This is a genomic window from Micromonospora sp. NPDC049240 (assembly GCF_040647835.1).
Taxonomy (GTDB): domain Bacteria; phylum Actinomycetota; class Actinomycetes; order Mycobacteriales; family Micromonosporaceae; genus Micromonospora.
The window spans coordinates 113,250-136,673 of record NZ_JBEZCX010000001.1 but is presented as its reverse complement, the minus strand read 5'-3'; the positions used below and the strand labels follow the sequence as shown (position 1 = coordinate 136,673).

The 23,424-nt window shown below is 72.0% G+C and carries 24 protein-coding genes; 9 read left to right on the top strand and 15 right to left on the bottom strand.

The window, feature by feature from the left end; all coding sequences use genetic code 11:
• Window positions 1-19: 19 nt before the first annotated feature.
• The 3 genes from AB0B02_RS00635 to AB0B02_RS00625 all read right to left on the bottom strand — a co-directional run bounded on the left by AB0B02_RS00635 (window position 20) and on the right by AB0B02_RS00625 (window position 1,622).
• The gene (locus AB0B02_RS00635) at window positions 20-352 is read right to left on the bottom strand and encodes a helix-turn-helix transcriptional regulator (protein WP_357292114.1); all 333 of its coding nucleotides are present in this window, start codon (window positions 350-352) and stop codon (window positions 20-22) included.
• Window positions 349-669, bottom strand: a complete 321-nt coding sequence (locus AB0B02_RS00630) for a type II toxin-antitoxin system RelE/ParE family toxin (protein ID WP_357295693.1) — start codon at window positions 667-669, stop codon at window positions 349-351. The genes AB0B02_RS00635 and AB0B02_RS00630 overlap by 4 nt, the downstream gene beginning before the upstream one ends.
• A gap of 116 nt (window positions 670-785) precedes the next feature.
• Entirely contained in the window at window positions 786-1,622 is an 837-nt protein-coding gene (locus tag AB0B02_RS00625) for a DedA family protein (protein WP_357292103.1), read from the bottom strand.
• A gap of 247 nt (window positions 1,623-1,869) precedes the next feature.
• Between AB0B02_RS00625 and AB0B02_RS00620 the strand changes: the two genes are divergently transcribed.
• Together AB0B02_RS00620 and thrS are read left to right on the top strand one after the other, a co-directional pair.
• Window positions 1,870-2,148 (top strand): excalibur calcium-binding domain-containing protein, encoded by a 279-nt coding sequence (locus AB0B02_RS00620; protein WP_281942903.1) that lies wholly within the window; start codon window positions 1,870-1,872, stop codon window positions 2,146-2,148.
• 204 nt (window positions 2,149-2,352) lie between these two features.
• On the top strand, window positions 2,353-3,585 hold the full coding sequence (gene thrS / locus AB0B02_RS00615) for a threonine--tRNA ligase (protein ID WP_357295680.1): 1,233 nt from the start codon (window positions 2,353-2,355) through the stop codon (window positions 3,583-3,585).
• Window positions 3,586-3,659: 74 nt separating this feature from the next.
• Here thrS and AB0B02_RS00610 read toward each other — a convergent pair whose 3' ends face one another.
• From AB0B02_RS00610 to AB0B02_RS00595, 4 genes are all read right to left on the bottom strand, one after another.
• Window positions 3,660-5,726: an ABC transporter ATP-binding protein gene (locus AB0B02_RS00610; protein WP_357295671.1), complete on the bottom strand. Its 2,067-nt coding sequence runs from the start codon at window positions 5,724-5,726 to the stop codon at window positions 3,660-3,662.
• A 71-nt stretch (window positions 5,727-5,797) separates the two neighbouring features.
• The gene (locus AB0B02_RS00605) at window positions 5,798-7,531 is read right to left on the bottom strand and encodes an ABC transporter ATP-binding protein (protein WP_357292090.1); all 1,734 of its coding nucleotides are present in this window, start codon (window positions 7,529-7,531) and stop codon (window positions 5,798-5,800) included.
• Complete coding sequence (locus tag AB0B02_RS00600) at window positions 7,525-8,058, bottom strand: MarR family transcriptional regulator (RefSeq protein ID WP_281943787.1); 534 nt, start codon at window positions 8,056-8,058, stop codon at window positions 7,525-7,527. The genes AB0B02_RS00605 and AB0B02_RS00600 overlap by 7 nt, the downstream gene beginning before the upstream one ends.
• A 62-nt stretch (window positions 8,059-8,120) precedes the next feature.
• Window positions 8,121-8,657 carry a MarR family transcriptional regulator gene (locus AB0B02_RS00595; protein ID WP_357292077.1) on the bottom strand — a complete coding sequence of 179 codons (537 nt, stop codon included), beginning with the start codon at window positions 8,655-8,657 and terminating at the stop codon, window positions 8,121-8,123.
• 56 nt (window positions 8,658-8,713) lie between these two features.
• On the opposite strand from AB0B02_RS00595, the gene AB0B02_RS00590 reads away from it, so the two are divergent.
• On the top strand, window positions 8,714-10,336 hold the full coding sequence (locus AB0B02_RS00590; RefSeq protein WP_357292067.1) for an MFS transporter: 1,623 nt from the start codon (window positions 8,714-8,716) through the stop codon (window positions 10,334-10,336).
• Between the two features lie 21 nt (window positions 10,337-10,357).
• Here AB0B02_RS00590 and AB0B02_RS00585 read toward each other — a convergent pair whose 3' ends face one another.
• Window positions 10,358-10,801: a DoxX family membrane protein gene (locus AB0B02_RS00585; RefSeq protein WP_281942896.1), complete on the bottom strand. Its 444-nt coding sequence runs from the start codon at window positions 10,799-10,801 to the stop codon at window positions 10,358-10,360.
• 86 nt (window positions 10,802-10,887) lie between these two features.
• On the opposite strand from AB0B02_RS00585, the gene AB0B02_RS00580 reads away from it, so the two are divergent.
• Window positions 10,888-11,436: a TetR/AcrR family transcriptional regulator gene (locus AB0B02_RS00580; RefSeq protein ID WP_281942894.1), complete on the top strand. Its 549-nt coding sequence runs from the start codon at window positions 10,888-10,890 to the stop codon at window positions 11,434-11,436.
• A 4-nt stretch (window positions 11,437-11,440) separates the two neighbouring features.
• Here AB0B02_RS00580 and AB0B02_RS00575 read toward each other — a convergent pair whose 3' ends face one another.
• A complete protein-coding gene (locus AB0B02_RS00575) occupies window positions 11,441-12,880 on the bottom strand; it encodes a GuaB1 family IMP dehydrogenase-related protein (protein WP_357291998.1) in 1,440 nt (479 codons plus the stop codon).
• Between the two features lie 117 nt (window positions 12,881-12,997).
• Window positions 12,998-14,752: a biotin carboxylase N-terminal domain-containing protein gene (locus tag AB0B02_RS00570; protein ID WP_281942890.1), complete on the bottom strand. Its 1,755-nt coding sequence runs from the start codon at window positions 14,750-14,752 to the stop codon at window positions 12,998-13,000.
• 133 nt (window positions 14,753-14,885) lie between these two features.
• On the opposite strand from AB0B02_RS00570, the gene AB0B02_RS00565 reads away from it, so the two are divergent.
• The 4 genes from AB0B02_RS00565 (at window position 14,886) to AB0B02_RS00550 (ending at window position 18,824) form a co-directional block, all read left to right on the top strand.
• Entirely contained in the window at window positions 14,886-15,479 is a 594-nt protein-coding gene (locus AB0B02_RS00565) for a PadR family transcriptional regulator (protein WP_281943785.1), read from the top strand.
• A 94-nt stretch (window positions 15,480-15,573) separates the two neighbouring features.
• Complete coding sequence (locus tag AB0B02_RS00560) at window positions 15,574-16,533, top strand: ATP-binding cassette domain-containing protein (protein WP_357291984.1); 960 nt, start codon at window positions 15,574-15,576, stop codon at window positions 16,531-16,533.
• Between the two features lie 18 nt (window positions 16,534-16,551).
• Window positions 16,552-17,307, top strand: coding sequence for an ABC transporter permease (locus AB0B02_RS00555; RefSeq protein WP_107157220.1), 756 nt, complete (start codon window positions 16,552-16,554; stop codon window positions 17,305-17,307).
• A gap of 116 nt (window positions 17,308-17,423) precedes the next feature.
• Window positions 17,424-18,824 carry an MFS transporter gene (locus AB0B02_RS00550; protein WP_357291972.1) on the top strand — a complete coding sequence of 467 codons (1,401 nt, stop codon included), beginning with the start codon at window positions 17,424-17,426 and terminating at the stop codon, window positions 18,822-18,824.
• Here the strand turns inward: AB0B02_RS00550 and AB0B02_RS00545 are convergent.
• The 3 genes from AB0B02_RS00545 to AB0B02_RS00535 are packed head-to-tail and all read right to left on the bottom strand — an operon-like array spanning window position 18,778 to window position 21,106.
• Window positions 18,778-19,431, bottom strand: coding sequence for a class I SAM-dependent methyltransferase (locus tag AB0B02_RS00545; protein ID WP_357291964.1), 654 nt, complete (start codon window positions 19,429-19,431; stop codon window positions 18,778-18,780). The genes AB0B02_RS00550 and AB0B02_RS00545 overlap by 47 nt on opposite strands.
• A 9-nt stretch (window positions 19,432-19,440) precedes the next feature.
• Entirely contained in the window at window positions 19,441-20,097 is a 657-nt protein-coding gene (locus tag AB0B02_RS00540; protein WP_357291960.1) for a Maf family protein, read from the bottom strand.
• A gap of 10 nt (window positions 20,098-20,107) precedes the next feature.
• Window positions 20,108-21,106: a S8 family serine peptidase gene (locus AB0B02_RS00535; protein WP_357291956.1), complete on the bottom strand. Its 999-nt coding sequence runs from the start codon at window positions 21,104-21,106 to the stop codon at window positions 20,108-20,110.
• 926 nt (window positions 21,107-22,032) lie between these two features.
• Here AB0B02_RS00535 and AB0B02_RS00530 point away from each other — a divergent pair.
• Complete coding sequence (locus AB0B02_RS00530) at window positions 22,033-22,614, top strand: hypothetical protein (protein WP_357291944.1); 582 nt, start codon at window positions 22,033-22,035, stop codon at window positions 22,612-22,614.
• Here AB0B02_RS00530 and AB0B02_RS00525 read toward each other — a convergent pair.
• Complete coding sequence (locus AB0B02_RS00525; RefSeq protein WP_357291929.1) at window positions 22,590-23,045, bottom strand: hypothetical protein; 456 nt, start codon at window positions 23,043-23,045, stop codon at window positions 22,590-22,592. The two genes, AB0B02_RS00530 and AB0B02_RS00525, sit on opposite strands and share 25 nt — an antisense overlap.
• A 101-nt stretch (window positions 23,046-23,146) precedes the next feature.
• Window positions 23,147-23,359 (bottom strand): acyl-CoA carboxylase subunit epsilon, encoded by a 213-nt coding sequence (locus tag AB0B02_RS00520; protein WP_357291925.1) that lies wholly within the window; start codon window positions 23,357-23,359, stop codon window positions 23,147-23,149.
• Window positions 23,360-23,424: the final 65 nt, after the last annotated feature.

The following is a 23,424-nucleotide window of genomic DNA, read 5'->3' as shown; positions in this document are numbered from 1 at the left end:
GTGACGTTAACCATTCGCGTCAGGCCACGTCGAGCCGGATGTTTCCGATCCGGGCGACGACGTCGAGGTGACCACCCAGCCCGGTGACGTAGGCGCGCAGTGTCTCCAGGCTGACGATCTCTCCGTGCTCGATCTGGCTGATCCGGGCCTGAGACAGACCCGCCGCTTCCGCCAACTGGGCCTGTGTCATGCCCAACTGCTTACGGATCTCCGCCAACTGTGCGCCGCTGACCGAGGCCAGCATCTGCTCCCTGAGTCGGCTGCGGCGTGCCACCCGGTTGGCGCCGTCCCAGGAGGGGTCGACCTCCCGAGCCTTCGCCTTGACGTCGCGCCAGTTCGCCCAATCGGTCATGTCCGGTCTTCCTTCGAGCTGATCAAGTGTTCCCGGAACCGTTCGTCCGCCAACGGAATGGCGATCCGGTACCAACTCTGCCACTGCCCCGACTTGTCCCCGGCCACCAGGAACACGGCTTCGCGCAAGGGGTCGAACGCAAAGATCATGCGAACCTCCGACGGACCGCTCGAACCTGGTCGCAACTCCTTCATGTGGTGATAGGCGCTGCCCTTGAGTCGATCAACCAACGGCCGGCCAAGGGCCGGGCCGTGCTCTGCCAGTAGGTCGAGCGCCTCTTCGACGAGTTCGGCGGTGCGTGGATCGCCTGCGCACAGGTCGAGGAACCAGGCTTCGACCTCAGGATGCAGTCTGATCTCCCACACTTGACAAATATAAGCCGAACTTATGTGATCCAGGCTGCGGCACTCCGAGGTTCTCGAAATCGCGGGACCTAGTCGATCGAAGCCTCGGTCCGGGACGGCGGCGGGTCCGGCTCCTCGCCGGCCCGGTCGGGCCGGGCACCGTCGACCGCGGCCAGCATCTGCTTCCTGAGCCGCCGGCGTCGGGCCACCCGCTCGGGGTCGTTCCAGGTGGGATCGAGCCGCCGGGCCTGCGCCCCGACGTCGCGCCAGTTCGTCCTGTCATTCATGATCGGTTCTCCTCCGCTGTGGTCACGTGCTCGTGGTGTCGCCCCGGCCGGCTGGGGCTGCCGGGTGCTGAGCCAGGTCATCACCCAGCCGGCCGCCGCGAAGCCGAGCGCGGCCAGGCCGCCGATCAGCAGCAGCCGCCAGCCCGACTGGGTGAGCGCCCGACCGCCCAGGTGACCGACGAGCGTGCCGTAGCCGGCCCAGGCGACGGCCGCCACCGCCTCGTAGCCCAGGAAGAGGCGGTAGGGATAGCGGCTGCGGCCGGCCGAGAAACAGGCCGCCATCCGGCCGCCGGGCACGAACCGGCAGAGCAGGATCACCAGCGGTCCGGGCTCGCGCAGCCGTCGGGTGGCCCGGGTGACGGCCCGCCGGGCCCGGCCCGGCGTCGCGTCCCGAGTCGCCCGTCGGGCCGGCGTGGTGCGGCCGAGCAGGTAGCACGCCAGGTCGCCGACGAAGACGCCGGCCGCGCCGACCGCGATGGTGAGCGGCAGGCTGAGCCCGCCGTACACGGTCAGCGCGCCGGTGGTGATCATGACGATCTGGGTCGGCACCACCGGGACGAAGGCGTCGGCGACCAGCAGCGTCAACAACAGCGCGTACGCCCACATGGGCGACGCGACGCCGGCGATGAGGTCAGCCATGACCGCCGCCGGGGATCGGGCGGGGCAACGGATCCGTGCACACCGGCGTACCGTTGACGGGACGCGGCACCGGTGCCGTCGGGTCCCCCGTTCCCGACGCCCGAGCCGCCGCGGGTCGCCGGCAGGTCCCGTGCCGGCGACCCGCACCCGGCCTCCGCTGTCGGGCCTGCGACAGCACGCCTCCCTGCGCGCCCTCCCTCGATACGATCTTGGGCGCTCTCAGCAATCCCGCACAGGAGGCTCCTCGATGGTTTCCACCCTGCTCCGGGGCGTGCTCGCCCTGACCCTGGCGGCCGGCGGCGGCGCGCTCGCCGTGGCCGGTCCCGCCGAGGCGGCGGCAGTCAAATACCAGAACTGCACCGCGCTCAACAAGACCTACAAGCACGGCGTCGGCAAGAAGGGCGCGAAGGACAAGGTGCGCGGCACCACCAAGCCGGTCACCAACTTCACGGTGTCCACCACCGTCTACAACAAGAACACCCACCTCGACCGGGACAAGGACGGCGTCGCCTGCGAGAAGCGCTGACCCGCCACCGGCGGCGCGGCCCGGAAAAGCGGTCGCGCCGTCCGGTCGGCCAGCCGTACGGTCATCGCATGCGCAGCGCGGTGAGGACCACGACGCCGGGAGTTCCCGGCGCGCCGCACTGACGTTTCCGTCGACGAGGCCCCGGGGCGATCCGCTCCGGGGCCTCGCGGCGTTCCGGGCCAGCTCGCCTCCGGGTCGTACCCGATCAAGGAGAGCGACATGATCGACCACCGTAGGCTCGGCCGGGACCTGGAACTGTTCGTCACCGACCCGCTCGCGGGCGCCGGCCTGCCGATCTGGCTGCCGGCCGGCGCCGCCGCCCGGCACGCCGTCGAGGAGTACGTGCGGGAGCTGGAACGCCGGGCCGGCTACCGGCACGTCTACTCGCCGCCCCTGGGCCGGCGGGAGCTGTTCGAACGGTCCGGGCACCTGGGCTGGTTCGCCGACGACATGTTCCCGCCGATGCGGCTGAGCGCCGACGACGAGTTCGTGCTGCGCCCGGCGCTCTGCCCGCACCACGCGCTGGTGTTCCGCGCCCGCGGCCGGTCCTACCGGGAGCTGCCGCTGCGCGTCGCCGAGCTGGGCGGAATGTACCGCGCGGAGCGCTCCGGCGTGCTCGGCGGGCTGTCCCGGGTGCGCGCCATCTCGCTCAACGACGCGCACAACTTCTGCGCGCTGGAGCAGGTCGGCGACGAGATCCGGGAGATCCTGCGGCTGATCGGCGAGGCGCACGCCGCGCTCGGCGTCCGGCCGGCCGGGTTCCGCCTGTCGCTGCGCGGGCCGGGGCAACGGTACGTCGGCGACGACGCCGGCTGGGCGCGGGCCGAGGAGCTGCTCCGCGCCGCGCTCGACGGGGTGGACGCCGTCGAGGCCCCCGGTGAGGCGGCGTTCTACGGTCCGAAGATCGACATCCAGATCGTGGACGCGGCCGGCCGGGAGTCGACCATCTCCACCGTGCAGCTCGACTTCGACAAGCCGGAGCGGTTCGACCTGTCGTACACCGACTCGGACGGGCGGCGGAAGCGGCCGGTGATGGTGCACCGGAGCCTCGTCGGCAGCATGGAGCGGCTGTTCGCGTACCTGATCGAGGTGCACCAGGGCGCGTTCCCGGCCTGGTACGCCCCGGTGCAGTTGCTCCTGCTCCCGGTCGACGACGCGCAGGCCGACGCGGCCGGTCGGCTGGCCCGGGAGGCGGAGGCGGCCGGCCTGCGGGTCGAGGTCGACGCCGGTGGCTCGCTCGGCGCGCGTATCCGGGACGCGTCCCGCCGGCGCGTCCCGTACGTCGGGGTGCTCGGCGCCCGGGAGGCGGCCGACGGCGCGGTGTCGCTGCGCCTGCGCGACGGGCGCGGGTTGGCCCCGATGCCGGCCGCGGACGCGTTGGCCCTCATCGGCGCCGTGGTGGCGAGCCGGTCCGCCGGCCTGCTCCCGCCGGCCTGACCCGGCCGCGCCGCCCGGGTGACGGGCTGTCACCCGGGCGGCGCGCGGTGTCCGGGCTGTCGCCGGGTCCACTGTCAGTTCCCGGCCGGCGCGCCGGCCGGACGCATCCCGGCCGCCGGGCCGGCGGGCGCCGGCGCGGGCACCTCGTCGGAGATGACCGCGCCGGTGAACTGCGCCCGGTAGAGCCGGGCGTACGCGCCGTCGGCGGCCACGAGCTGGTCGTGGGTGCCCTGCTCGACGATCCGGCCCTGCTCCATCATCAGGATCAGGTCGGCGTCGCGGATGGTGGACAGCCGGTGCGCGATGACGAAACTGGTCCGGTCGGAACGCAGCGCCGCCATGGCGCGTTGGAGCAGCACCTCGGTACGGGTGTCCACCGAGCTGGTCGCCTCGTCCAGGATCAGCAGCGACGGCTCGGCCAGGAACGCCCGCGCGATGGTGATGAGCTGCTTCTCGCCGGCGCTGACGTTGCTGCCCTCCTCGTCGATCACGGTGTCGTAGCCGTCCGGCAGGCTGCGCACGAACCGGTCCACGAACGTGGCCCGGGCCGCGGCCAGGATCTTCTCCTCGGTGGCGTCCGGCCGCCCGTAGGCGATGTTGTCCCGGATGGTGCCGCCGAAGAGCCAGGTGTCCTGGAGCACCATGCCGATCCGGCCACGCAGGTCGTCGCGGCGCATGGTGCTGATGTCCACCCCGTCCAGCGTGATCCGCCCGGCGTCCAGCTCGTAGAAGCGCATCACCAGGTTGACCAGGGTGGTCTTGCCGGCGCCGGTGGGACCGACGATGGCGACCGTGTGCCCCGGCTCGGCGACCAGGGAGAGGTCGTCGATCAGCGGCTTCTCCGGGTCGTACCGGAACGAGACGTGCTCGAACTCGACCCGGCCGTGCGGGTCGGCGACCCGGCCCGGCTCGCCCGGGTCGCGGGTCTGCTCGTCGGCGTCCAGCACCGCGAAGACCCGCTCGGCCGAGGCCACCCCGGACTGGAGCAGGTTGGCCATCGACGCGACCTGGGTGAGCGGCTGGGTGAACTGCCGCGAGTACTGGATGAACGCCTGCACGTCGCCGAGGCTCATCGCGCCGGAGGCCACCCGCAGGCCGCCGACCACCGCGATCGCGACGTAGCTGAGGTTCCCGATGAAGAACATCGCCGGCATGATGATCCCGGAGACGAACTGCGCGCCGAAGCTGGCGGCGAACAGCTCGTCGTTCTTGGTCCGGAAGGCGGCCTCGACCTCCTTCTGCCGACCGAACACCTTGACCAGCTCGTGCCCGGTGTACGCCTCCTCGATCTGGGCGTTCAGCTCACCGGTGTGGGTCCACTGGGCGATGAACTTGCGCTGCGACCGCTTGGCGATCTGGCCGGTGACGATCACCGACAGCGGGATCGCGACCAGGGCCACCGACGCCAGCAGCGGCGAGATCCAGAACATCATCCCGAGTACGCCGACAACGGTGAGCAGCGAGGTGAGCAACTGGCTCAGCGTCTGCTGGAGCGTCTGCGAGATGTTGTCGATGTCGTTGGTGACCCGGCTCAGCAGCTCGCCACGCGGCTGCTTGTCGAAGTAGGGCAGCGGCAGCCGGTTGAGCTTGTCCTCCACGTCGGCGCGCAGCCGCAGCACGGTGCGCTGCACCACCCCGTTGAGCACCCAGCCCTGCGCCCACATCAGGAGGCTGGCGACCACGTAGAGCGCGACCGCGAACGCCAGCACCCGGCCCAGCCGGGGAAAGTCGATGCCGGCGCCGGGCACCACGTCCATCCGGGCCAGCATGTCGGCGAAGTTGCCGTTGCCCGAGGCCCGGGCCGCGGCCACCGCCGCCTCGGTGCTGGTGCCGGGTGGCAGTTGCCGGCCGATCACCCCGTTGAAGATGATGTCGGTGGCGTGGCCGAGCACCTTCGGCCCGACCACGCTGAGCCCGACGCTGGCCAGCGCCAGGGCCAGCACCCCGGCGAGCGGGAGCCGGTGCGGCCGGAGCCGCCCCAGCAGCCGGCGCGCGGACGGGCCGAACCGCATCGCCTTCTCGGCCGGCATGCCCATGCTCATGTGCGGCGGGCCGCCGGGCCGCCGCCCGGCCGCCGGCAGCCGCTTCGGCTCGCCCCCCTGCTGCTGGGGTAGGGCGGTCGTGCTCTTCTCCGCGCTCATGCCCTCACGGCCCTCACGGCCCTCGCTGCGTTCGGTGCGTTCGGTGCGCTCGGTGCGTTCGGTGCGTTCGCTCATGCCGGCACCCCCGCGGTCTGCTGGGACGCCACGATCTCGGCGTACGTCGGGCAGTTCTCCAGCAGTTCCTCGTGTCGTCCCATGCCGACGACACCCCCGTCCTCGAGCACGATGATCTGGTCGGCGTCGACGATCGTGGAGACCCGCTGGGCCACGATCACCACCGCGGCGTCCGCGGTGACCGGCTTGAGCGCGGCCCGCAGCCGGGCGTCCGTGCCGAGGTCGAGCGCGGAGAAGGAGTCGTCGAAGAGGTAGATCTCCGGTTTGCGGACCAGCGCGCGGGCGATGGCCAGGCGTTGCCGCTGACCGCCGGAGACGTTCGTGCCGCCCTGCGCGATCGGCGCGTCCAGCCCGCCCGGCATGTCTTCGACGAAGTCGCGCGCCTGGGCGATCTCCAGCGCCGTCCACAGGTCGGCGTCGGTGGCCGCCGGGTTGCCGTAGCGCAGGTTGCTCGCCACCGTGCCGCTGAACAGGTACGGCCGTTGCGGCACCAGCCCGATCCGGCGCCACAGCTCGTCCGGGGCCAGCTCGCGGACGTCCACGCCGTCGACGAGCACCGCGCCGGCGGTGGGGTCGACCAGCCGGGGGATCAGCGTCAGCAGTGTGGTCTTGCCGGCGCCGGTGGACCCGATGATCGCCGTGGTCCGGCCCGGCCGGGCCCGGAACGAGATGTCGTGCAGCACCGGCGCGGTGGCGCCCGGGTACTGGAAGCCGGCGCCGCGCAGTTCCAGCTCGCCGTGGCCGGTGACCTCGGTGACCGGGTCGGTCGCCGGCACCACCGATGAGTCGGTGTCCAGCACCTCCTGGATGCGTTCGGCGCAGACCGCGGCGCGCGGCACCATCATCAGCATGAAGGTGGCCATCATGACCGCCATCAGGATCTGCATGAGGTATTGCAGGAACGCGGTGAGCGCGCCGACCTGGATCTCACCGGAGTCGACCCGGGCCGCGCCGAACCAGAGCACCGCGACGCTGGACACGTTGAGCACCAGCATCACGATCGGGAAGATCAGCGCCTGGAGTCGGCCGATGCGCAGCGCGGTCGCGGTCAGTTCGGTGTTGGCCACCGCGAAGCGGTCGGTCTCGTACGGCTCGCGGACGAAGGCCCGGACCACCCGGATGCCGGTGATCTGCTCGCGCAGCACCCGGTTGACGGTGTCGATCCGGGTCTGCATGAGCCGGAAGCCGGGCACCATCCGGCGGATGATCAGGCCCAGCGCGACGGCCAGCACCGGCACGCAGACCAGCATCAGCCAGGAGAGCCCGACGTCCTCGCGCAGCGCCATCACCACGCCGCCGACGCTCATGATCGGTGCCGCCACCAGCATGGTGCAGCTCAGCAGCACCAGCATCTGCACCTGCTGGACGTCGTTGGTGTTGCGGGTGATCAGCGACGGCGCGCCGAACCGGGCGACCTCACGGGCGGAGAAGCGGTTGACGTGGCCGAAGATGGCGCCGCGGACGTCCCGCCCGAAGCCCATCGCGGTGCGGGCGCCGAGGTAGACGGCGGCGATCGAGCAGGCGATCTGGAGCAGGCTGACCACCAACATCCACCCGCCGGTACGCAGGATCTGGTCGGTGTCGCCGCGCGCCACGCCCCGGTCGATGATGTCGGCGTTCAGGCTGGGTAGGTAGAGCGAGGCCATGGTGCCGACGAACTGGAGCGCCACCACGGCGGCCAGTGGTCGTCGGTACGGGCGTAGGTGCGTCTGGAGCAGGCGGATCAGCACGGATGTCTCCCCGTTGGCGACTCGGTGTCGGACTCGCTGTCGGACTCGCTGTCCCGGTTCAACCGACGGAGGTCCCCGTCGGACATGCCGGTGATGATTTCGGTCAGGAATTCGCGGATGATCGCGCGCTTGGCCGGGTCGGCGTCGACCGACGTCAGTGGGCGGTCGCTGTGGATCATGTCGATGATGGCGCGGGCGTGCTCGTGCCCCTTGTCGGTGAGCGTGAGCCGGACGGTCCGCCGGTCCTCGGGACCGCGTTGCCGGCTGACGAAGCCGTCCCGCTCCAGCGTGTCGACGATGCCGGTGAGCGTCGCCGGTCGGACGAAGCACAGCTCGGCCATCTCCCGGTGGGTGGCCTCGCCGGAGCGCAGCAGGATCATCAGCACGCGCATGCCGGCGGAGGTGAGGCCGTGGTGCTCGGCCAGGTAGCGCCCCCAGTGCTGCTCGACGACGTGGCCGGCGATGGAGATGAGCCGGCCGAGCGGCGCGTGCTGCAACGCGTCGGGGAAGCGGACGAGCGGTCCCATGTTCACGGCCGCCAGATTAGCGCCCGAATCATCAGGCCCCAAACTAATTACTGAGAATTGCCTCAGTCGCGTCCGTCACGGGGCGGCCGGGCCGGCCCCGGCTCGTCCGGCGCGGTGGCGACGTAGTCGCGCATCACGCCCGCGACCTCGCGCAGGAACGCCGCGGTGGCCTCGGCCTGCTCCGGGGTGAGCCGGGCGACCGCCCGGTCCACGCCGACCAGCATCGGGCGCAGCGCCTCCAGCACCTCGCCGACCGCGTGTTCGGTCACCTGGAGGCTCAACCGCCGGCGATCGTACGGGTGCGGGGCGCGGGCGACGTGCCCGGCCCGGACCAGTCGGTCGACGAGCGTGGTGGCCGATGCGGACCGGATGCCGAGCCGGTTGCCCAACTCGACCGGGCCCAGCGGCTCGGGGCTGGAGATCAGGTGGTCGATGGCCGCGGCGTCGGTCGCGCCGATGCCGAGGCGGCGGGCCAGCGCGGCCCGGGTGTCCCCGGCGACCCGCAGCATCTCGCGCAGGGCGCGGGCCGCTTCACTGCTCGGCGGCGGGCCGGTGCGCCCGGCCGGTCCGGTCTCCCCGGTTGACGGCACCCCCTCCATGGGTTAAAGCTAGCATCTCGGGTAGCTAGAAAATCTAGCTAAAGGGGAGGGGTGCCATGCGCACCGAGGGGCGCGGACGCTGGCTGGGACTGCTCGCCATCAGCCTCGGCGTGGCGATGATCATCGTGGACGCCACCATCGTGAACGTCGCGGTGCCGCAGATCATCCGGGACCTGGACATCACCTCCACCGACGCGCAGTGGGTCCAGGAGGCGTACACCCTGGTCTTCGCGTCGTTGCTGCTGGTCGCCGGCCGCTTCGCCGACCGGTCCGGGCGGCGGCGGATGTTCGTCATCGGGGTCGGCGTGTTCGTGGTGGCCAGCGTGCTGGCCGCGTTCGCCGACTCCGGCGAGACGCTGATCGCCGCCCGGGTGCTCCAGGGCATCGGTGGCGCGATGATGCTGCCCACCTCGCTCTCCCTGCTCAACGCCAACTTCACCGGCCGGGAACGGGGCATCGCGTTCGCGGTCTGGGGCTCCACCATCGGCGGCGCGGCGGCGCTCGGGCCGTTGCTCGGCGGCTGGCTCACCACCACGTACTCCTGGCGGTGGGCGTTCGGCATCAACGTCCCGGTCAGCCTCGCCGTGATCGTGGGCACCCTGCTGCTGGTCGCGGAGTCCCGCGACGACCGCGCCGAACGCGGCGTCGACCTGCTCGGCGCGCTGCTCTCCGTGGTCGGCATGACCGGCGTGGTGTTCGCGCTCATCGAGGGTCGCACCTACGGCTGGTGGGAGCGGGAGCGCCCGTTCACCCTGTTCGGCCTGGACTGGACCGCCTCGATCTCGCCGGTGCCGGTGGCCGCGCTCGCCGGGCTGGCCGCGCTCGGCGTCTTCCTGGCCCAGCAGATCCGCCGCAACCGGGCCGGCCGACCCGCGCTGCTCGACCTGTCGTTGTTCGGCATCGGGTCCTTCCGCAACGGCATCCTGGCTGCCGCGATCGTGAGCCTGGGCGAGTTCGGCCTGCTCTTCGCGCTGCCGCTGTGGTTCCAGAACGTGCTCGGCTACAGCGCCTTCCGGACCGGCCTGGCGCTGCTGCCGCTCGCCGTCGGCAGCTTCCTGGCCAGCGGCATCGGCGCGCCACTGACCCAGCGCTGGGGCGCGGCCCGGGTGGTCCAGCTCGGCGTCGCCGCCGAGCTGGTCGGCGTCGCCGGGCTCGGCCTCGTGGTCGCGCCGGACACCCGCTGGTGGGCCCCGGTGGCGTTCCTCTTCGTCTACGGCGTCGGCGTCGGCCTGGCCACCGCGCAACTCACCGGCGTCTCGCTGGCCGAGGTGCCGGTCCGGCGCAGCGGGCAGGGCTCCGGGTTGCAGAGCACTGCCCGGCAGGTCGGGTCGGCGCTCGGCATCGCGGTGCTCGGCACCGTGCTCTTCGCCGGCCTGGGCGGGCTGCTCGGCGACCGGCTGGCCGACCAGCCCGGCCTCGACCCGGCCGGCCGGGACCAGGTGGTGACCGCGGTGAAGGAGAGCGCCGGCGCGGCGATCGGCGGCCTGGCGGCGGATCCGCGTACCGCGCCGGTGGCCGAGGAGGCGAAGGCGGCCTTCTCCGACGCCACCCGGTACGCGGCCTTCACGGCGGCCGGGTTCCTGCTGGTCGGCCTGCTCGCCTGCCTGCGCCTGCCGAGCGTCCGCGCCGACGCCACCGGGGACGCCCCGTCGACCGGGGCGGAACCGGCCCGGGTCTGAGCCGAACGCGGGCCCGGGCGGTCAGCCGCCCAGCGCGATCGCCAGCGCGGCGGCCACGAACACGACCTGGAGCGCCGTGCGGGCGGCGAGCGGGGTGACCGGCCGTCCGCCGAGCGTCAGCCGGCGGCGGGCGGCCGAGACGTTGGCCGGGAACATGGCCAGCATCAGCAGCGCCAGGCCGGCCGCCGCCCCGCGTGCGGTGGCCGGCACGAGCAGGGCGAGCGCGCCGACGAGCTCCAGCACGCCGGTGAGCGTGACCAGCAGGCCGGGCCGGGGCAGCGCCGGCGGCACCATGGCGATCAGGTCCGCCCGGCGGGACGCGAAGTGGGCCGCGCCGGTCAGCAGGAACATCAGCGCCAGCCCGACCCGCAGCGCGGGATGCCAGCCGTCGAGCGCGTCCACGCCGAGCAGGCCGGCGATCCGGGCCGTGGCGGTGCCGGCGAGAAGTGCGATCAGGGGTGCCACTGGTGATCCCTCCGACGAGCAATCTTGTCAGCGACAAGATTGCCGCCACCGTCGGCATCTTGTCAATGACAAGTTATGGTGGGGGCATGACGTCCTCCCGCGCCTACCACCACGGGGACCTGCGCCGCGCGCTGCTCGCCGCCGCGGTCGAGGCGATCACCGAATCCGGCCCGGCCGCGCTGAGCCTGCGCGATCTCGCCCGCCGGGCCGGCGTCTCGCACGCGGCGCCCACGCACCACTTCGGTGACAAGGCGGGACTGCTCACCGCGCTCGCCACGCAGGGCTTCGACCTGCTCGGCGATGCGCTGCGGGGTGCGGGCGACGACTTCCGGGAGAGCGGCGTCGCGTACGTCGTCTTCGCGGTCCGACACCGCGCGCACTTCGAGGTGATGTTCCGTCCGGACCTCTACCGGGCCGACGACCCGGACCTGCTGGCGGCCCGGCAGCGGACCGGGGAGCTGCTGCGCGGCGGGGTGTCCCGGCACACCGGCCGGGAGCCGGACGTGGACGCGCTGGCCGCCTGGTCGATCGCGCACGGCTTCGCCGAGCTGTGGCTGGCCGGCGCCCTGCCCGACCGGGTCGGCGCCGACCCCGAGCCGGCCGCCCGTACGGTGGTCGGCCGGCTGTTCCGCTGAGCCGTCACCAGCTCGTCGGCAGCGGCATCCCCTCGGTGTAGCCGGCGGTGCTCTGCACCCCGACCAGCGCCCGCTCGTGGAACTCGTCGAGCGTCCGAGCGCCGGCGTAGGTGAACGCGCTGCGTACCCCGGAGACGATCTCGTCGATCAGGTCCTCGACGCCCGGCCGGTTCGGGTCGAGGTACATCCGGGCCGAGGAGATGCCCTCCTCGAAGATCGCCTTCCGGGCCCGGTCGAACATGCTGTCCTCGGCGGTCCGCGCGCTCACCGCCCGGGACGAGGCCATGCCGAAGCTCTCCTTGTACCGCCGGCCGTCCGCGTCGGTGTAGAGGTCGCCGGGGGACTCGTAGGTGCCGGCGAACCAGGAACCGACCATCACGTTCGAGGCGCCGGCGGCCAGCGCCAGCGCCACGTCGCGCGGGTGACGGACGCCGCCGTCGGCCCAGACGTGCCGCCCCAGCGCACGGGCCGCCGCCGCGCAGTCGAGCACCGCGGAGAACTGCGGTCGGCCCACCCCGGTCATCATCCGGGTGGTGCACATCGCGCCCGGCCCGACGCCCACCTTCACGATGTCGGCGCCGGCCTCGACCAGGTCGCGTACCCCGTCGGCGGTGACCACGTTGCCGGCCGCCACCGGGACGGCCGGGTCGAGCTTGCGGACCGCCCGCAGCGCCTGCATCATCCGCTCCTGGTGGCCGTGCGCGGTATCCACGACAAGCGTGTCCACCCCGGCCTCCAGCAGCGCTGCGGCCTTGCCGGTGACGTCGCCGTTGATGCCCACCGCCGCCGCGATGCGCAGCCGGCCCCGGTCGTCGACCGCCGGCCGGTACAGCGTCGCCCGCAGCGCGCCCGCCCGGGTCAGCACGCCGACCAGGCGGCCCTCGGCGTCCACCACCGGCGCGAGCCGCCGCCGGCCCGCCGAGAGCCGTTCGAATCCGGTACGCGGGTCCGCGTCCGCCGGCACGGTGTGCAGCTCGGTGGACATCACGTGCCGGAGCTGGGCGAAGCGGTCCACCCCCACGGTGTCCGCCTCGGTCACCACGCCCACCGGTCGGCCGTCGGTGTCGACCACGACCACCGCGCCGTGCGCGCGCTTGGGCAGCAGGTGGATGGCGTCGCCCACGGTGTCGGTCGGGCCGAGCGTGATCGCCGTGTCGTGCACCAGGTGCCGCTGCTTGACCCAGCCGACCACGTTGGCGACGACCTCGATCGGGATGTCCTGCGGGATCACCGCGACCGCACCCCGCCGGGCGACGGTCTCGGCCATCCGCCGGCCGGCCACCGCGGTCATGTTCGACACCACGAGCGGGACGGTGGTGCCGGTGCCGTCGCCGGAGGACAGTTCGACGTCGAGCCGGGAGCCCACCTCCGAACGGTTGGGCGCCATGAAGACGTCGTTGTAGGTCAGATCGTGCGCGGGAACCGCGCCATGGAGGAACCTCACCCGAACATCATTCCCGCTCCCGGGGCGTCCCGCCGCCGGTGGTGGCCCAGACCACCCGGCCCCGCGCGGTGAGAAGGGCCCCCTTCTCCACCGCAGGCGTTAGGAAGGTGCCCTTCCTTAACCCTCGATGGTGCAGATGGGGGCGCCCGCGGTGATCACGGCGCCCACCTCGGCCGCGAGGCCGCTCACCGTGCCGGCCTTGTGCGCGTGCAGCGGCTGCTCCATCTTCATCGCCTCCAGCACGACGACGAGGTCACCCTCGGCGACCGTGTCGCCGTCCGCGACGGCAATCTTGACGATGGTGCCCTGCATCGGAGAGGCGAGCGTGTCCCCGCCGACCGCGGCGCCCGCCTTGCCGCCGCCACCACGGCGGGCCGGCTTGCGGGCGGCGGGCGCGGCGGTCGCCGTACCCGCGCCGAGGCCGGCGGGGAGGACGACCTCCAGCCGCTTGCCGCCCACCTCGACCACGACGGTCTCGCGCTCGGCCGGAGCCTCGGCGGCGCCGGCGACAGCGGTGAAGGCCGGCACGGTGTTGTCGAACTCGGTCTCGATCCACCGGGTGTGCACGGTGAACGGCTCGCTGGTGAACGCCTCGTCCCGGACCACCAGGCGGTGGAACGGCAGCGCGGTGGCCATGCCGTCGACGACCATCTCGTCGAGCGCCCGGCGGGCCCGCTCCAGTGCCTCGGTACGCGTCTCGCCGACGATGATCACCTTGGCCAGCAGCGAGTCGAAGTTGCCGCCGATCACGTCGCCGGCCGAGATGCCGGTGTCCACCCGCACGCCGGGGCCGCTGGGCAGCCGCAGCGCGGTCACGGTGCCCGGCGCGGGCAGGAAGTTGCGGCCCGGGTCCTCGCCGTTGATGCGGAACTCGATGGCGTGCCCGCGCGGCGTCGGGTCCTCGGTGAGGCGCAGCTTCTCGCCGTCGGCGATGCGGAACTGCTCACGCACCAGGTCGATGCCGGCGGTCTCCTCGGTCACCGGGTGCTCGACCTGGAGCCGGGTGTTGACCTCCAGGAAGGAGATGGTGCCGTCCCCGCCGACCAGGTATTCCACCGTGCCGGCGCCGTGGTAGCCGGCCTCCCGGCAGATCGCCTTGGCGCTGTCGTGGATCTGGGCGCGCTGCGCGTCGGTGAGGAACGGCGCGGGCGCCTCCTCGACCAGCTTCTGGTGCCGGCGCTGGAGGGAGCAGTCCCGGGTGCCGACGACGATCACGTTGCCGTGCTGGTCGGCGAGCACCTGCGCCTCGACGTGGCGGGGCTGGTCCAGGTAGCGCTCGACGAAGCACTCGCCCCGGCCGAACGCGGCGACCGCCTCGCGGGTGGCGGACTCGAACAGGTGCGGGATCTCCTCCAGCGTGCGGGCCACCTTGAGGCCCCGGCCGCCGCCGCCGAACGCCGCCTTGATCGCGACCGGCAGGCCGTGCTCGGTGGCGAACGCGGTCACCTCGTCGGCGCCGGCCACCGGGTCCGGCGTGCCGGGCACCAGCGGCGCGCCGGCGCGCTGCGCGATGTGCCGGGCGGTCACCTTGTCACCCAGGTCGCGGATCGCCTGCGGGGTGGGGCCGATCCAGGTCAGCCCGGCGTCGAGGACGGCCTGGGCGAAGTCGGCGTTCTCGGAGAGGAAGCCGTAGCCGGGGTGCACCGCGTCCGCGCCGGCCCGGGCGGCCACGTCGATCAGCTTGTCGATGCGCAGGTAGCTGTCCGCGGCGGTGTCGCCCCCGAGGGCGTACGCCTCGTCGGCGAGCGTGGCGTGCAGGGCGTCCCGGTCGGAGTCCGCGTAGACGGCGACGCTGGCCAGACCGGCGTCACGGCAGGCGCGGATGACGCGGACGGCGATCTCGCCGCGGTTGGCGATGAGAACCTTGCGCACCTTGGGGGCTCCTCCCGGGAGGTCGATGCCGGGAGTGTATCGGCCGAGGTGCCGGCCCTAACGATCGCTCAGTGTGGGATGCCGCACTGTAGTCAAACTTGGTTATTACGCTTGTCCGGTGTCGGCGACGCGGATGATGATTCTGGGCCTGGTCAGGTGGATGCAGCCGGTGCACGGCTACGACGTGCGCCGCGAACTGCTCAGTTGGAGTGCGGACAAATGGGCCAACGTACAGCCCGGGTCGATCTACCACGCGTTGCGCAAGCTCACCGACGAGGGGCTGCTGCGGACCGTCTCGGTCGAGCAGGTGGGCGCGCGTCCGGCCCGCACCACGTACGAGGTGACGGCGAAGGGCGAGGACGAGTTCGAGACGCTGTTGCGGGCACAGTGGTGGCAGCTCCACGAGTCGCCGGACCCGTTCGCGGTGGCGTTCTCGTTCCTGCCGGCGCTGCCGCGCGAGGAGGCGGCGGCGGCGCTGCGCAACCGGGCCAACCTGCTGCGCGCCGGGGTGGAGTCGATGCGGGCCTCGCTGGACTCGGACTGGGTACGGGCCCGCAAGCCGGTGCACGTGGGCTGGATGTTCGAGCTGTGGCTGGCCCGGGCAGAGGCGGAGATGGCCTGGTGCGAGCGGATCGCGGAGCGGATCGAGTCCGGGGTGTCGTACCTGCCGGAGGGGATGGAACGGGCCGAGGGCTGGTCCGGCTGGACGGACGGTGACACGAAATAATCAAAGTTGACCACAAGAGCTATATCGCGTTAGCCTCGACGCGAACCGCTGACCGGTGGCCGGGTGCCCCCGGCCCGGACGACCAGGAGCAGAAATGATCGAGACCAGGGGGCTGCGGAAGTCGTTCCGCTCCCGCGCGGGTCGCGAGACGAAAACCGTGGACGCGGTCCGCGGCGTCAACCTCGACGTCGCCGAGGGGGAGATCTTCGGCTTCCTCGGGCCCAACGGCGCCGGCAAGACCACCACGCTGCGGATGCTCGCCACCCTCATCGAGCCGGACGGCGGCCAGGCCACCATCGCCGGCGCCGACCTGCGCAAGGACCCGTCCGGGGTGCGCCGCCGGATCGGCTACGTGCCCCAGGGCGGCAGCACCTGGGACGAGTCCAGCGCCCGCGAGGAGCTGGTGCTCCAGGCCCGCCTGTACGGCATCACCAAGGCCGACGCGCACCGACGCGCCGCCCGCGCGCTGGACGCGTTCCAACTCAGCGAGTACGCCGACCGCAAGTGCAAGACCTACTCCGGCGGCCAGCGCCGGCGCGTCGAGATCGCGCTCGGCATCATCCACGAACCGAAGATCGTCTTCCTGGACGAGCCGACCACCGGCCTCGACCCGCAGAGCCGTGCCCACATGTGGGACGAGATCCGCCGGCTGCGTACCGAGGGGATGACCGTCTTCATCACCACGCACTACCTGGACGAGGCCGACGCGCTCTGCGACCGGATCGCGATCATGGATCACGGCGAGATCGTCGCGGAGGGCACCCCGGCCGAGCTGAAGCGGGAGATCTCCGGCGAGGTGGTCATCGTCGGACTGGACGCCGCCACCACCCCGCAGGCCGCCGATCTGCTCGACACCGAGGCGTACGTGACCAAGCTGGAGACCGTCGACGAGGGCGGCCTGCGCCTCTACGTCGACGAGGGCGCCGTCGCCATCCCGCAGGTGCTGCGCCGCCTCGACCACGCCGGGCTGGAGCTGCGCTCGATCGAGCTGCACCGACCCAGCCTCGACGACGTCTTCCTCACCAAGACCGGCCGCTCGCTGCGCGAGTCCTGACCCCCGGAGAAGCCTGTCATGAAACTCGCCCGCGACACCTGGTTGATCTTCCAGCGCCAGGCCCAACTGCTGCTCCGCAACCCGGTCTGGGTCTTCGTCGGTGTCTTCCAGCCGGTGATGTACCTGCTGCTCTTCGCCCCGCTGCTCAAGCCAGCCCTGAACGCGCCCACCCAGGCCGCCGCGTACAAGATCTTCGTGCCCGGCCTGCTGGTCCTGCTGGCCATCTTCGGCGGCCTGTTCCAGGGCTTCGGCCTGATCGCCGAGCTGCGCGCCGGCGTCATCGAACGCTCCCGCGTCACCCCGGTCAGCCGGCTCGCCCTGCTGCTCGGCCGTGCCCTGCGCGACGTGGTCTCGCTGATCGCGCAGGCCGTCATCATCACGCTGCTGGCGGTCCTGTTCGACCTGCGCGTCTTCATCGGCTACCTGCTCCTGGCGTACCTGATGCTCGCCCTCATCGCGTTGATGACCTCGGCCGTCTCCTACGGCGTCGCGCTCAAGGTCAAGAGCGAGGACGCGCTCGCCCCGCTGATGAACACCGTCGCGCAACCGGTGCTGCTGCTCTCCGGCATCCTGCTGCCGCTCACCTTCGCCCCCGGCTGGTTGCAGGGCGTCGCCAAGTGGAACCCGTTCTCCTGGGCGGTCGACGGCACCCGCGCCCTGTTCGCCGGCGACCTGGGCAACGACAAGGTCTGGCAGGGGCTCAGCATCATCGCCGTGCTCGCCGTGGCCGGGGTCGTCTGGGCCGCCCGCCAGTTCGCCCGCAGCGTCCGGTGAAAGGCCGGGCCCCCTGTTAACGCTTCCGGTAGAGGTGGGGCCCCTTCTCACACCGCAGCGAGAGCTGCCTCTCACTGCTGGCGGGGTACCGGTCACGCGCGCGTAGCGTCGGGCCGGTGCCCCGCCTCACCCGTGACCGCACCACCTGGCTGGCCTACGCCCAGCTCGGCCTCTGGGGCTTCTTCCTCTACGGGTTCGGCCCCGTCGTACCGCTGCTCCGCGACGAGCAGGGCACCAGCGCCGCGGTGGCCGGCCTGCACAGCACCGGCATCGCGGTCGGCGCGCTGGCCGGCGGCGCGCTCTTCGCCCCGGTCGCCCGCCGCTACGGCCGCGGCCCGGCCGTCTGGCTCGGCCTCGCCGGCGTGGCCGCCGGCGTCGCCGCGCTCGGCGTGCTCCACCCGCCGCCCGCCACCATCGCCGCCGTCGCGGTCGTCGCCACCTTCGGCATGATGGTGATCAGCGGCGTCAACGTGGTACTCACCGCCCGGCACGGCCCGGCCGCCCCGGCCGCGCTCACCGAGGCCAACGCCGTGTGCGCCGGCATGGGCATCCTGGCCCCGCTGACCATCGGCGCCACCGTCGACGCCGGCCTCGGCTGGCGACCCGTGACCGCCGTCGAGGTCGGGCTGATCACGCTGGTCGCGGTCACCGCCCTGACCTTCCGGGTACGCCTGCCGAAGCGCGCCCCCGCTACCGCGGCTGCCGCCGTCCCCGTCGGGGCGCCGGCCGTCGTCCCCGCCGCGGGGCCGGCCGTCGTTCCTGCCGCGGCACCGACCGTCGTCCCCGCTGGGGCCGTCCCTGCCACGGGGCCGGCCGTCGTTCCCGCTGGAGGGCCGGCCGAGCTCGGCGCGGGTCGCCGCCCCGCTCGACCAGCCTCCCTCCGGGCTGCCGACGCCGACGGGCCGGCGGCGTCGGGACGGTTGCCGCGCGCGTACTGGATCGCCTGGGTGTTGATGGCGGTCACCGGCTCGATCGAGGTCTGCCTGTCGCTCTGGACCGCCGATGTGCTGCGTACCCACGCCGGGCTGAGTGCCGGCGGCGCGTCGGCGGCCGTCGCGGCGATCGTCTGCGGCATGTTCGCCGGGCGGGTCGCCGGGGGACGGGCGGCGCTGCGCTGGCCACCGGTGCCGCTGCTGCTCGGCGCGTTCACCGTGTCGCTCGCCGGGTTCGCGCTGTTCTGGGCCAGCCCGATCGGCTGGCTGGCGGTCACCGGCCTGATCGTGCTCGGCTTGGGCAACGCCCTGCACTACCCGCTGGCGATCTCCATCGCGCTGGCGGTGGCCGGCCCGGCCGCCGACCGGGCGGCGGGCTGGTCGTCGTACTCGATGGCGGTGGGTTTCGGGATCGCGCCGGTCGCGCTCGGCTGGGTGGCCGACGGCGTCGGACCGCACCCGGCCTTCCTGATGCTGCCATGCTTCATCGCGGCGGCCGTGCTGCTGACCGTCCGCCTGGGCCGCGCCCTGCCCCCGCTCAGCGCACCCGGGCGAGGGTTACCCCGTCGGCGATCGGCAGCATGACCACCTCGACGCGGGCGTCCGCGACGACCTCGTCGTTGAAGGCGGCGACCGCCCGGTCGTCCGCGTCACGCGGAGCAAGCACCCGGCCGGCGCGGAGCGTGCGGTCGACCGTGATCACCCCGCCGGGACACATCCGGGGCACCAGCTCGTCCCAGTGGACCGCGTTTTCGGCCGCGTCCGCGCCGAGGAACGCGAAGTCGAGGTACCGCTCCCGGGGCAGCTCACGCAGCCGGTCCGCGACCGGCCCGGTAAGCAGGTCGATCCGCTCCTCGACGCCGGCCCGCGCCCAGTGGCGGCGGGCCATCCCGGTGTCCCCCTCGAAGGTGTCGAAGCAGGCCAATCGGCCGCCGTCGGCCAACCCACGGGCGATCGCCAGCGCGGGCAACCAGGTGCAGGCGCCCACCGCCACGGCCTGCCGCACGCCGACCAGCCGGGCCAGGAACGTCAGGACCGCCACGTGCTCCGGCGCGACCCGCATGCCCGCCTCGGCCGGCAGGGCCGCCCGGGTCTCCTCGGCCAGGTCCCGGGCGATCTCGTCGGGCGCGGACCCGTGGGCCACCAGGTAGGCGTACAGCTCCGTGGTCAGCGGCAACGGCTTCGTGCTCATGCCCGGACGTTAGCCGAGATGTTCGATCTCCTGGCCGCCTGGCGCGACCTTCGTCCACAGGTCGACGACGCTCAGCCCCAACTCGCCGAGAAGCCGGCGCAACAGCGGCAGGGACAGCCCCACCACCGTGCCCGGATCACCCTCGATGCCGGTCAGGAACGCGCCGCCCAGCCCGTCGATGGTGAACGCCCCGGCCACCGCCAGCGGCTCGCCCGTCGCCACGTACGCCACGATCTCCTCGTCGCTGATGTCGGCGAAGTGCACCGTGGTCGAGGCGACCGCCTCCGCGCGGGCCCCGGCCGCCACGTCGATCAGACAGTGCCCGGTGTGCAGCACGCCGCTGCGCCCGCGCATCCGCTGCCACCGCCGGGTGGCGTCGGCCGCGTCCGCCGGCTTGCCGAGGATCTCGCCGTCGAACGCGAGCACCGAGTCACAGCCGAGCACCAGCGTGCGCTCGCCCGGGACGGAACGCAGCCGGCCGAGCACGGCCTGCGCCTTCAACCGGGCCAGTTCGAGGCACAACTCCTCAGCCCGGTCACTGACCACCTGCGACTCGTCGACGCCGCTGACCAGCACATCGGGCTCGATCCCGGCGGCCTGGAGCAGCTTGCGGCGGGCAGGACTCTGCGAGGCGAGTACGAGGCGCAGCGGCGCGGAGGTCGACACCCCGCCGACGCTACCGGCTCTCCCTCGGTGGTGGGTCGTCGGCACGTCGACGACGCCGCCAGACCAGATAGCCGCCGCCAGCGGCCAGCAGCACCCCGAGGGTCGCGAGGCCCCGGACCGTGCCGTCGTCACGGCCGGCCCCGGGCGCGGCTGCCGTCGGTGCCGGGGCGGTCACCCCGGTGGACTCGAAACCGAGCGGGGGTACGTCGGCGGTGAGTGCCGCGACCAGGTCGATCACCCCGTACCCGTACTGGTCATCGCGACCGGGCGGCCCCTTGTCGACAGCGGTCGCGGTAAGGCGGTGCGCGACCTCCTCGGCGGGGAGGTGGGGATATTTGGAGCGGATCAGAGCAGCAGCGCCGGCAACAATCGCGGTGGCATCCGAGGTGCCGCTGCCAACTCGGTAACCCCCGTTCAGCCCGGTGCTGTAGATGTCCACAGCCGGCGCGACCACGTCGATCTCCGGGCCGGCGACCGAGATGGCGGCATGGTTTCCGCTTCGATCAATTCCGCCGACCGCGACAACATCTGTCTCGCTTGCTGGATAGCCAACGAGCGAGGAATTGTTGTTATTGCCGGCCGCAGCAATAACAACGATGTCTGCCCGGATGGCGCTTCTGACAGCTCGTTGCAATTGAGGGTCTGGTGCGCCAGTAGCCGATATGCTGATCACCTGTGCATGATTTGATATGGCGTACTCGATCCCCCTAGCTAAGGCTTCTGAAGTTCCATCTCGGTGGGCTGGCGACGAGTATATTGGCAGAATCTTGGCTTTAGGGGCGATGCCTGAAGCGCCGCCTGCCTTGCTGCCATGGGCGGCAATTAACCCAGCCATCCCAGTGCCATGGCCGTCCTCGTCGCTACGGCCATCTCCCGACCCGCCAGGTATTACATCGGATCCCGGGAGTAAATTATCTGACAAGTCTGGATGGGGCTGAACTCCGCTGTCAGGAACCGCAACAACTACGCCTTCGCCTTGGCTTAAGGCGCGAGCTTCGGCTGCATTCAAGTATCTGAGGTGCCACTGAGATGCTTCGCCCGCGGCGGCTGTTTCGGTTGGCGGGACAAAAGTGTAACTTGCTAGTGCGAGAAATGATAACGTGATAATTTTGCTGCAAAATGTTATAACTCTCATCTGGGAAAGCCAATTGCCGGACCTGGGTCTATAGGCCCTTCCTCCTCAGGTGCTTGAACGATGGGATCGACTCCCTGGGTTGTCCGCCACGGGTTGTCGGCATCCCATTGGCCGGTTTCCTTCTCTGGTCGCTTGGAACCTCGACCGGAGTTGCTGAAGGGAATCGAATTTGCTGAGGTGGGACTGCCGCCGAGCGGGTGGATTCCCGGCAGGCTGCCCGGCTGAACCCTCCCGACACCTGGTCGCGAACCTGCTCCACCAGTGGGAGCTGTTCCGGCCGCTCCGCCCCCGATCACCCCACCAACGGGATTGACTCTGCGCGTAGCGCCTCCGCCAAGATGTTGCCCCGAAATCCCGGGCGGCAGCCCACCTATCAGTCCTCCGACGGGCGTGGGGCGTGGAGGAGTGAGCGAGGGAGGGGAACTCGCTCCAGACGCTCTGCGAGCTGGCTCGCCGTTTCGAGCAGGCTTGGGTGTCAGTGGCGGGGTTGGTGGAATTGGTGTTGCGGGGAGGGCCGGGCTGGAACCAACTGCTGGTGTTACGCCTGGGATGGTTGTTGGAGTCGCTGGTAAGGCCGGCCCTGGTGGTGTCGGCTTAAGAGCATTCCCTGCCCCGCCAAGAATCGGACCTACTCCGGGCGTCGGCGCGGTTGATATTTGGCGGATAGTTGTTCGGGATGTTTTTGGCTTACTTTCGGGAGTGCTGGATAGCGGGACAGGGATGACTGGGGGGATCATAGGCGCAGGGCTATCGACTCCTGCTGAAATCTCATCTACCTTCGGAACCGGTCTCGGTGGAGGTTGGCGCAGCATGACCTGGGCCAGTTGGAGTTCTCCGCTCAACCCCGTCATCAACCCGCGTGCCCGTACGTTCAACTGCTCCAGGTCGTCGTCGGTCACCGGGGGCCGCTCCGGCAGTCGGCTTCCGGCAACCGCCTTCGGGTCGGCGATCGTCGCCTCGTACGCCTGCTTCTGTCGCAGTTTGGTGGCGAACTCGTCGTACAGCGGTCGAAGTTCGCTGCGGGCGCTGCCGATGGCGCGCGCGGCGGCGGCGAGCGCGTCGTAGTTCGCGGCGGCGGCGTCGTGGGTGCGCTGCACCCGGTCGATGAGCTGGTCGAGTTCGCCGACGTACGCCTGGGCGGCGGCGTTGGTCTCGGGTGGCCACGCCTCGGCGAGACCGCGCCGGTATTCCCGGAGCCGGCCGAGGTGGGCCAGCGCCAGGTCGCACACCTTGCGCCAGCCGGCGACCTGTTTCCACTGACCGGCGGTGTCCTGGTCCTGGAGGCACGCCCACATGCCGAGCACGTCCATCAGTCGCCAGTCGGTGAGCCCGGAGGTGCGACCGCCGCCCCGTTCGATCACGGCAGGACCACCCGCCCCTGATCGGGGCCGGTGGGGTCGGTGAGTGGCGGGGTGGGGCGCGCCCCGGCGGCGGTGGTGGGGCCGGTGAGCGCCCGTTCGACGTCGGCGACCCGGGCGGAGGAGAAGGCGTCGGAGTCGTCGTAGCGGGCGGCGATCCGGCCGGCGGCCTCGGCGAGCCGGCCGGTGGCGGGTGCCAGGTCCCACACGGCGCTGACCGCGGCCTTCTGCGTCTCGTGGTGGGCCTGGAGGAACTGCACCAGCTCGATGAAGGCATCGGCCGGGTTGGGCACCGGGGCCTTCATGTCGTCGGCGATGTAGGAGAGGTGGGGCGAGTAGTTGCGCGTGACCTCGTCCTGTAGCCGGTCGGCGAACTCGCGCATCTGTCGGATATCGGCCTCGATGCCGCCGTAGCCGCGCAGCCAGCCGGCTGGCTGGTTGTCCTCCGGGATCATCGGACCTCCCTGCCCGTCACCGAACGGTTTCCCAGAGTGAGGTTAGTAGCTCCACACTGATCCTGGCAGTCCCGGCACCGCTCGCGTACGCGGGGAAGGTTTCAGCGGGGAAGGCCGGAGCTGCGCCACGCGCCGGGGCCGGCGACCGGCGTCGCGCCGGCCGGACGGGCGCTGCGCGTCCAGTGCGAGACGGCGGCCGGCGCGGGGGCCGTGACCGGGCGGGTGCGCACCATGACCGCGCCGACCAGGGCGGCCAGTTCCTCGGCGGTGGGCACGCCGCGGACGACCCGGAACATCGGCTCTTCAGCAGACATGACCCAAGGGTACGCGTCGCGAACTCGACCTTCGTCGTAGAGTGGCGTGCCGGCGGTGTGCGCGT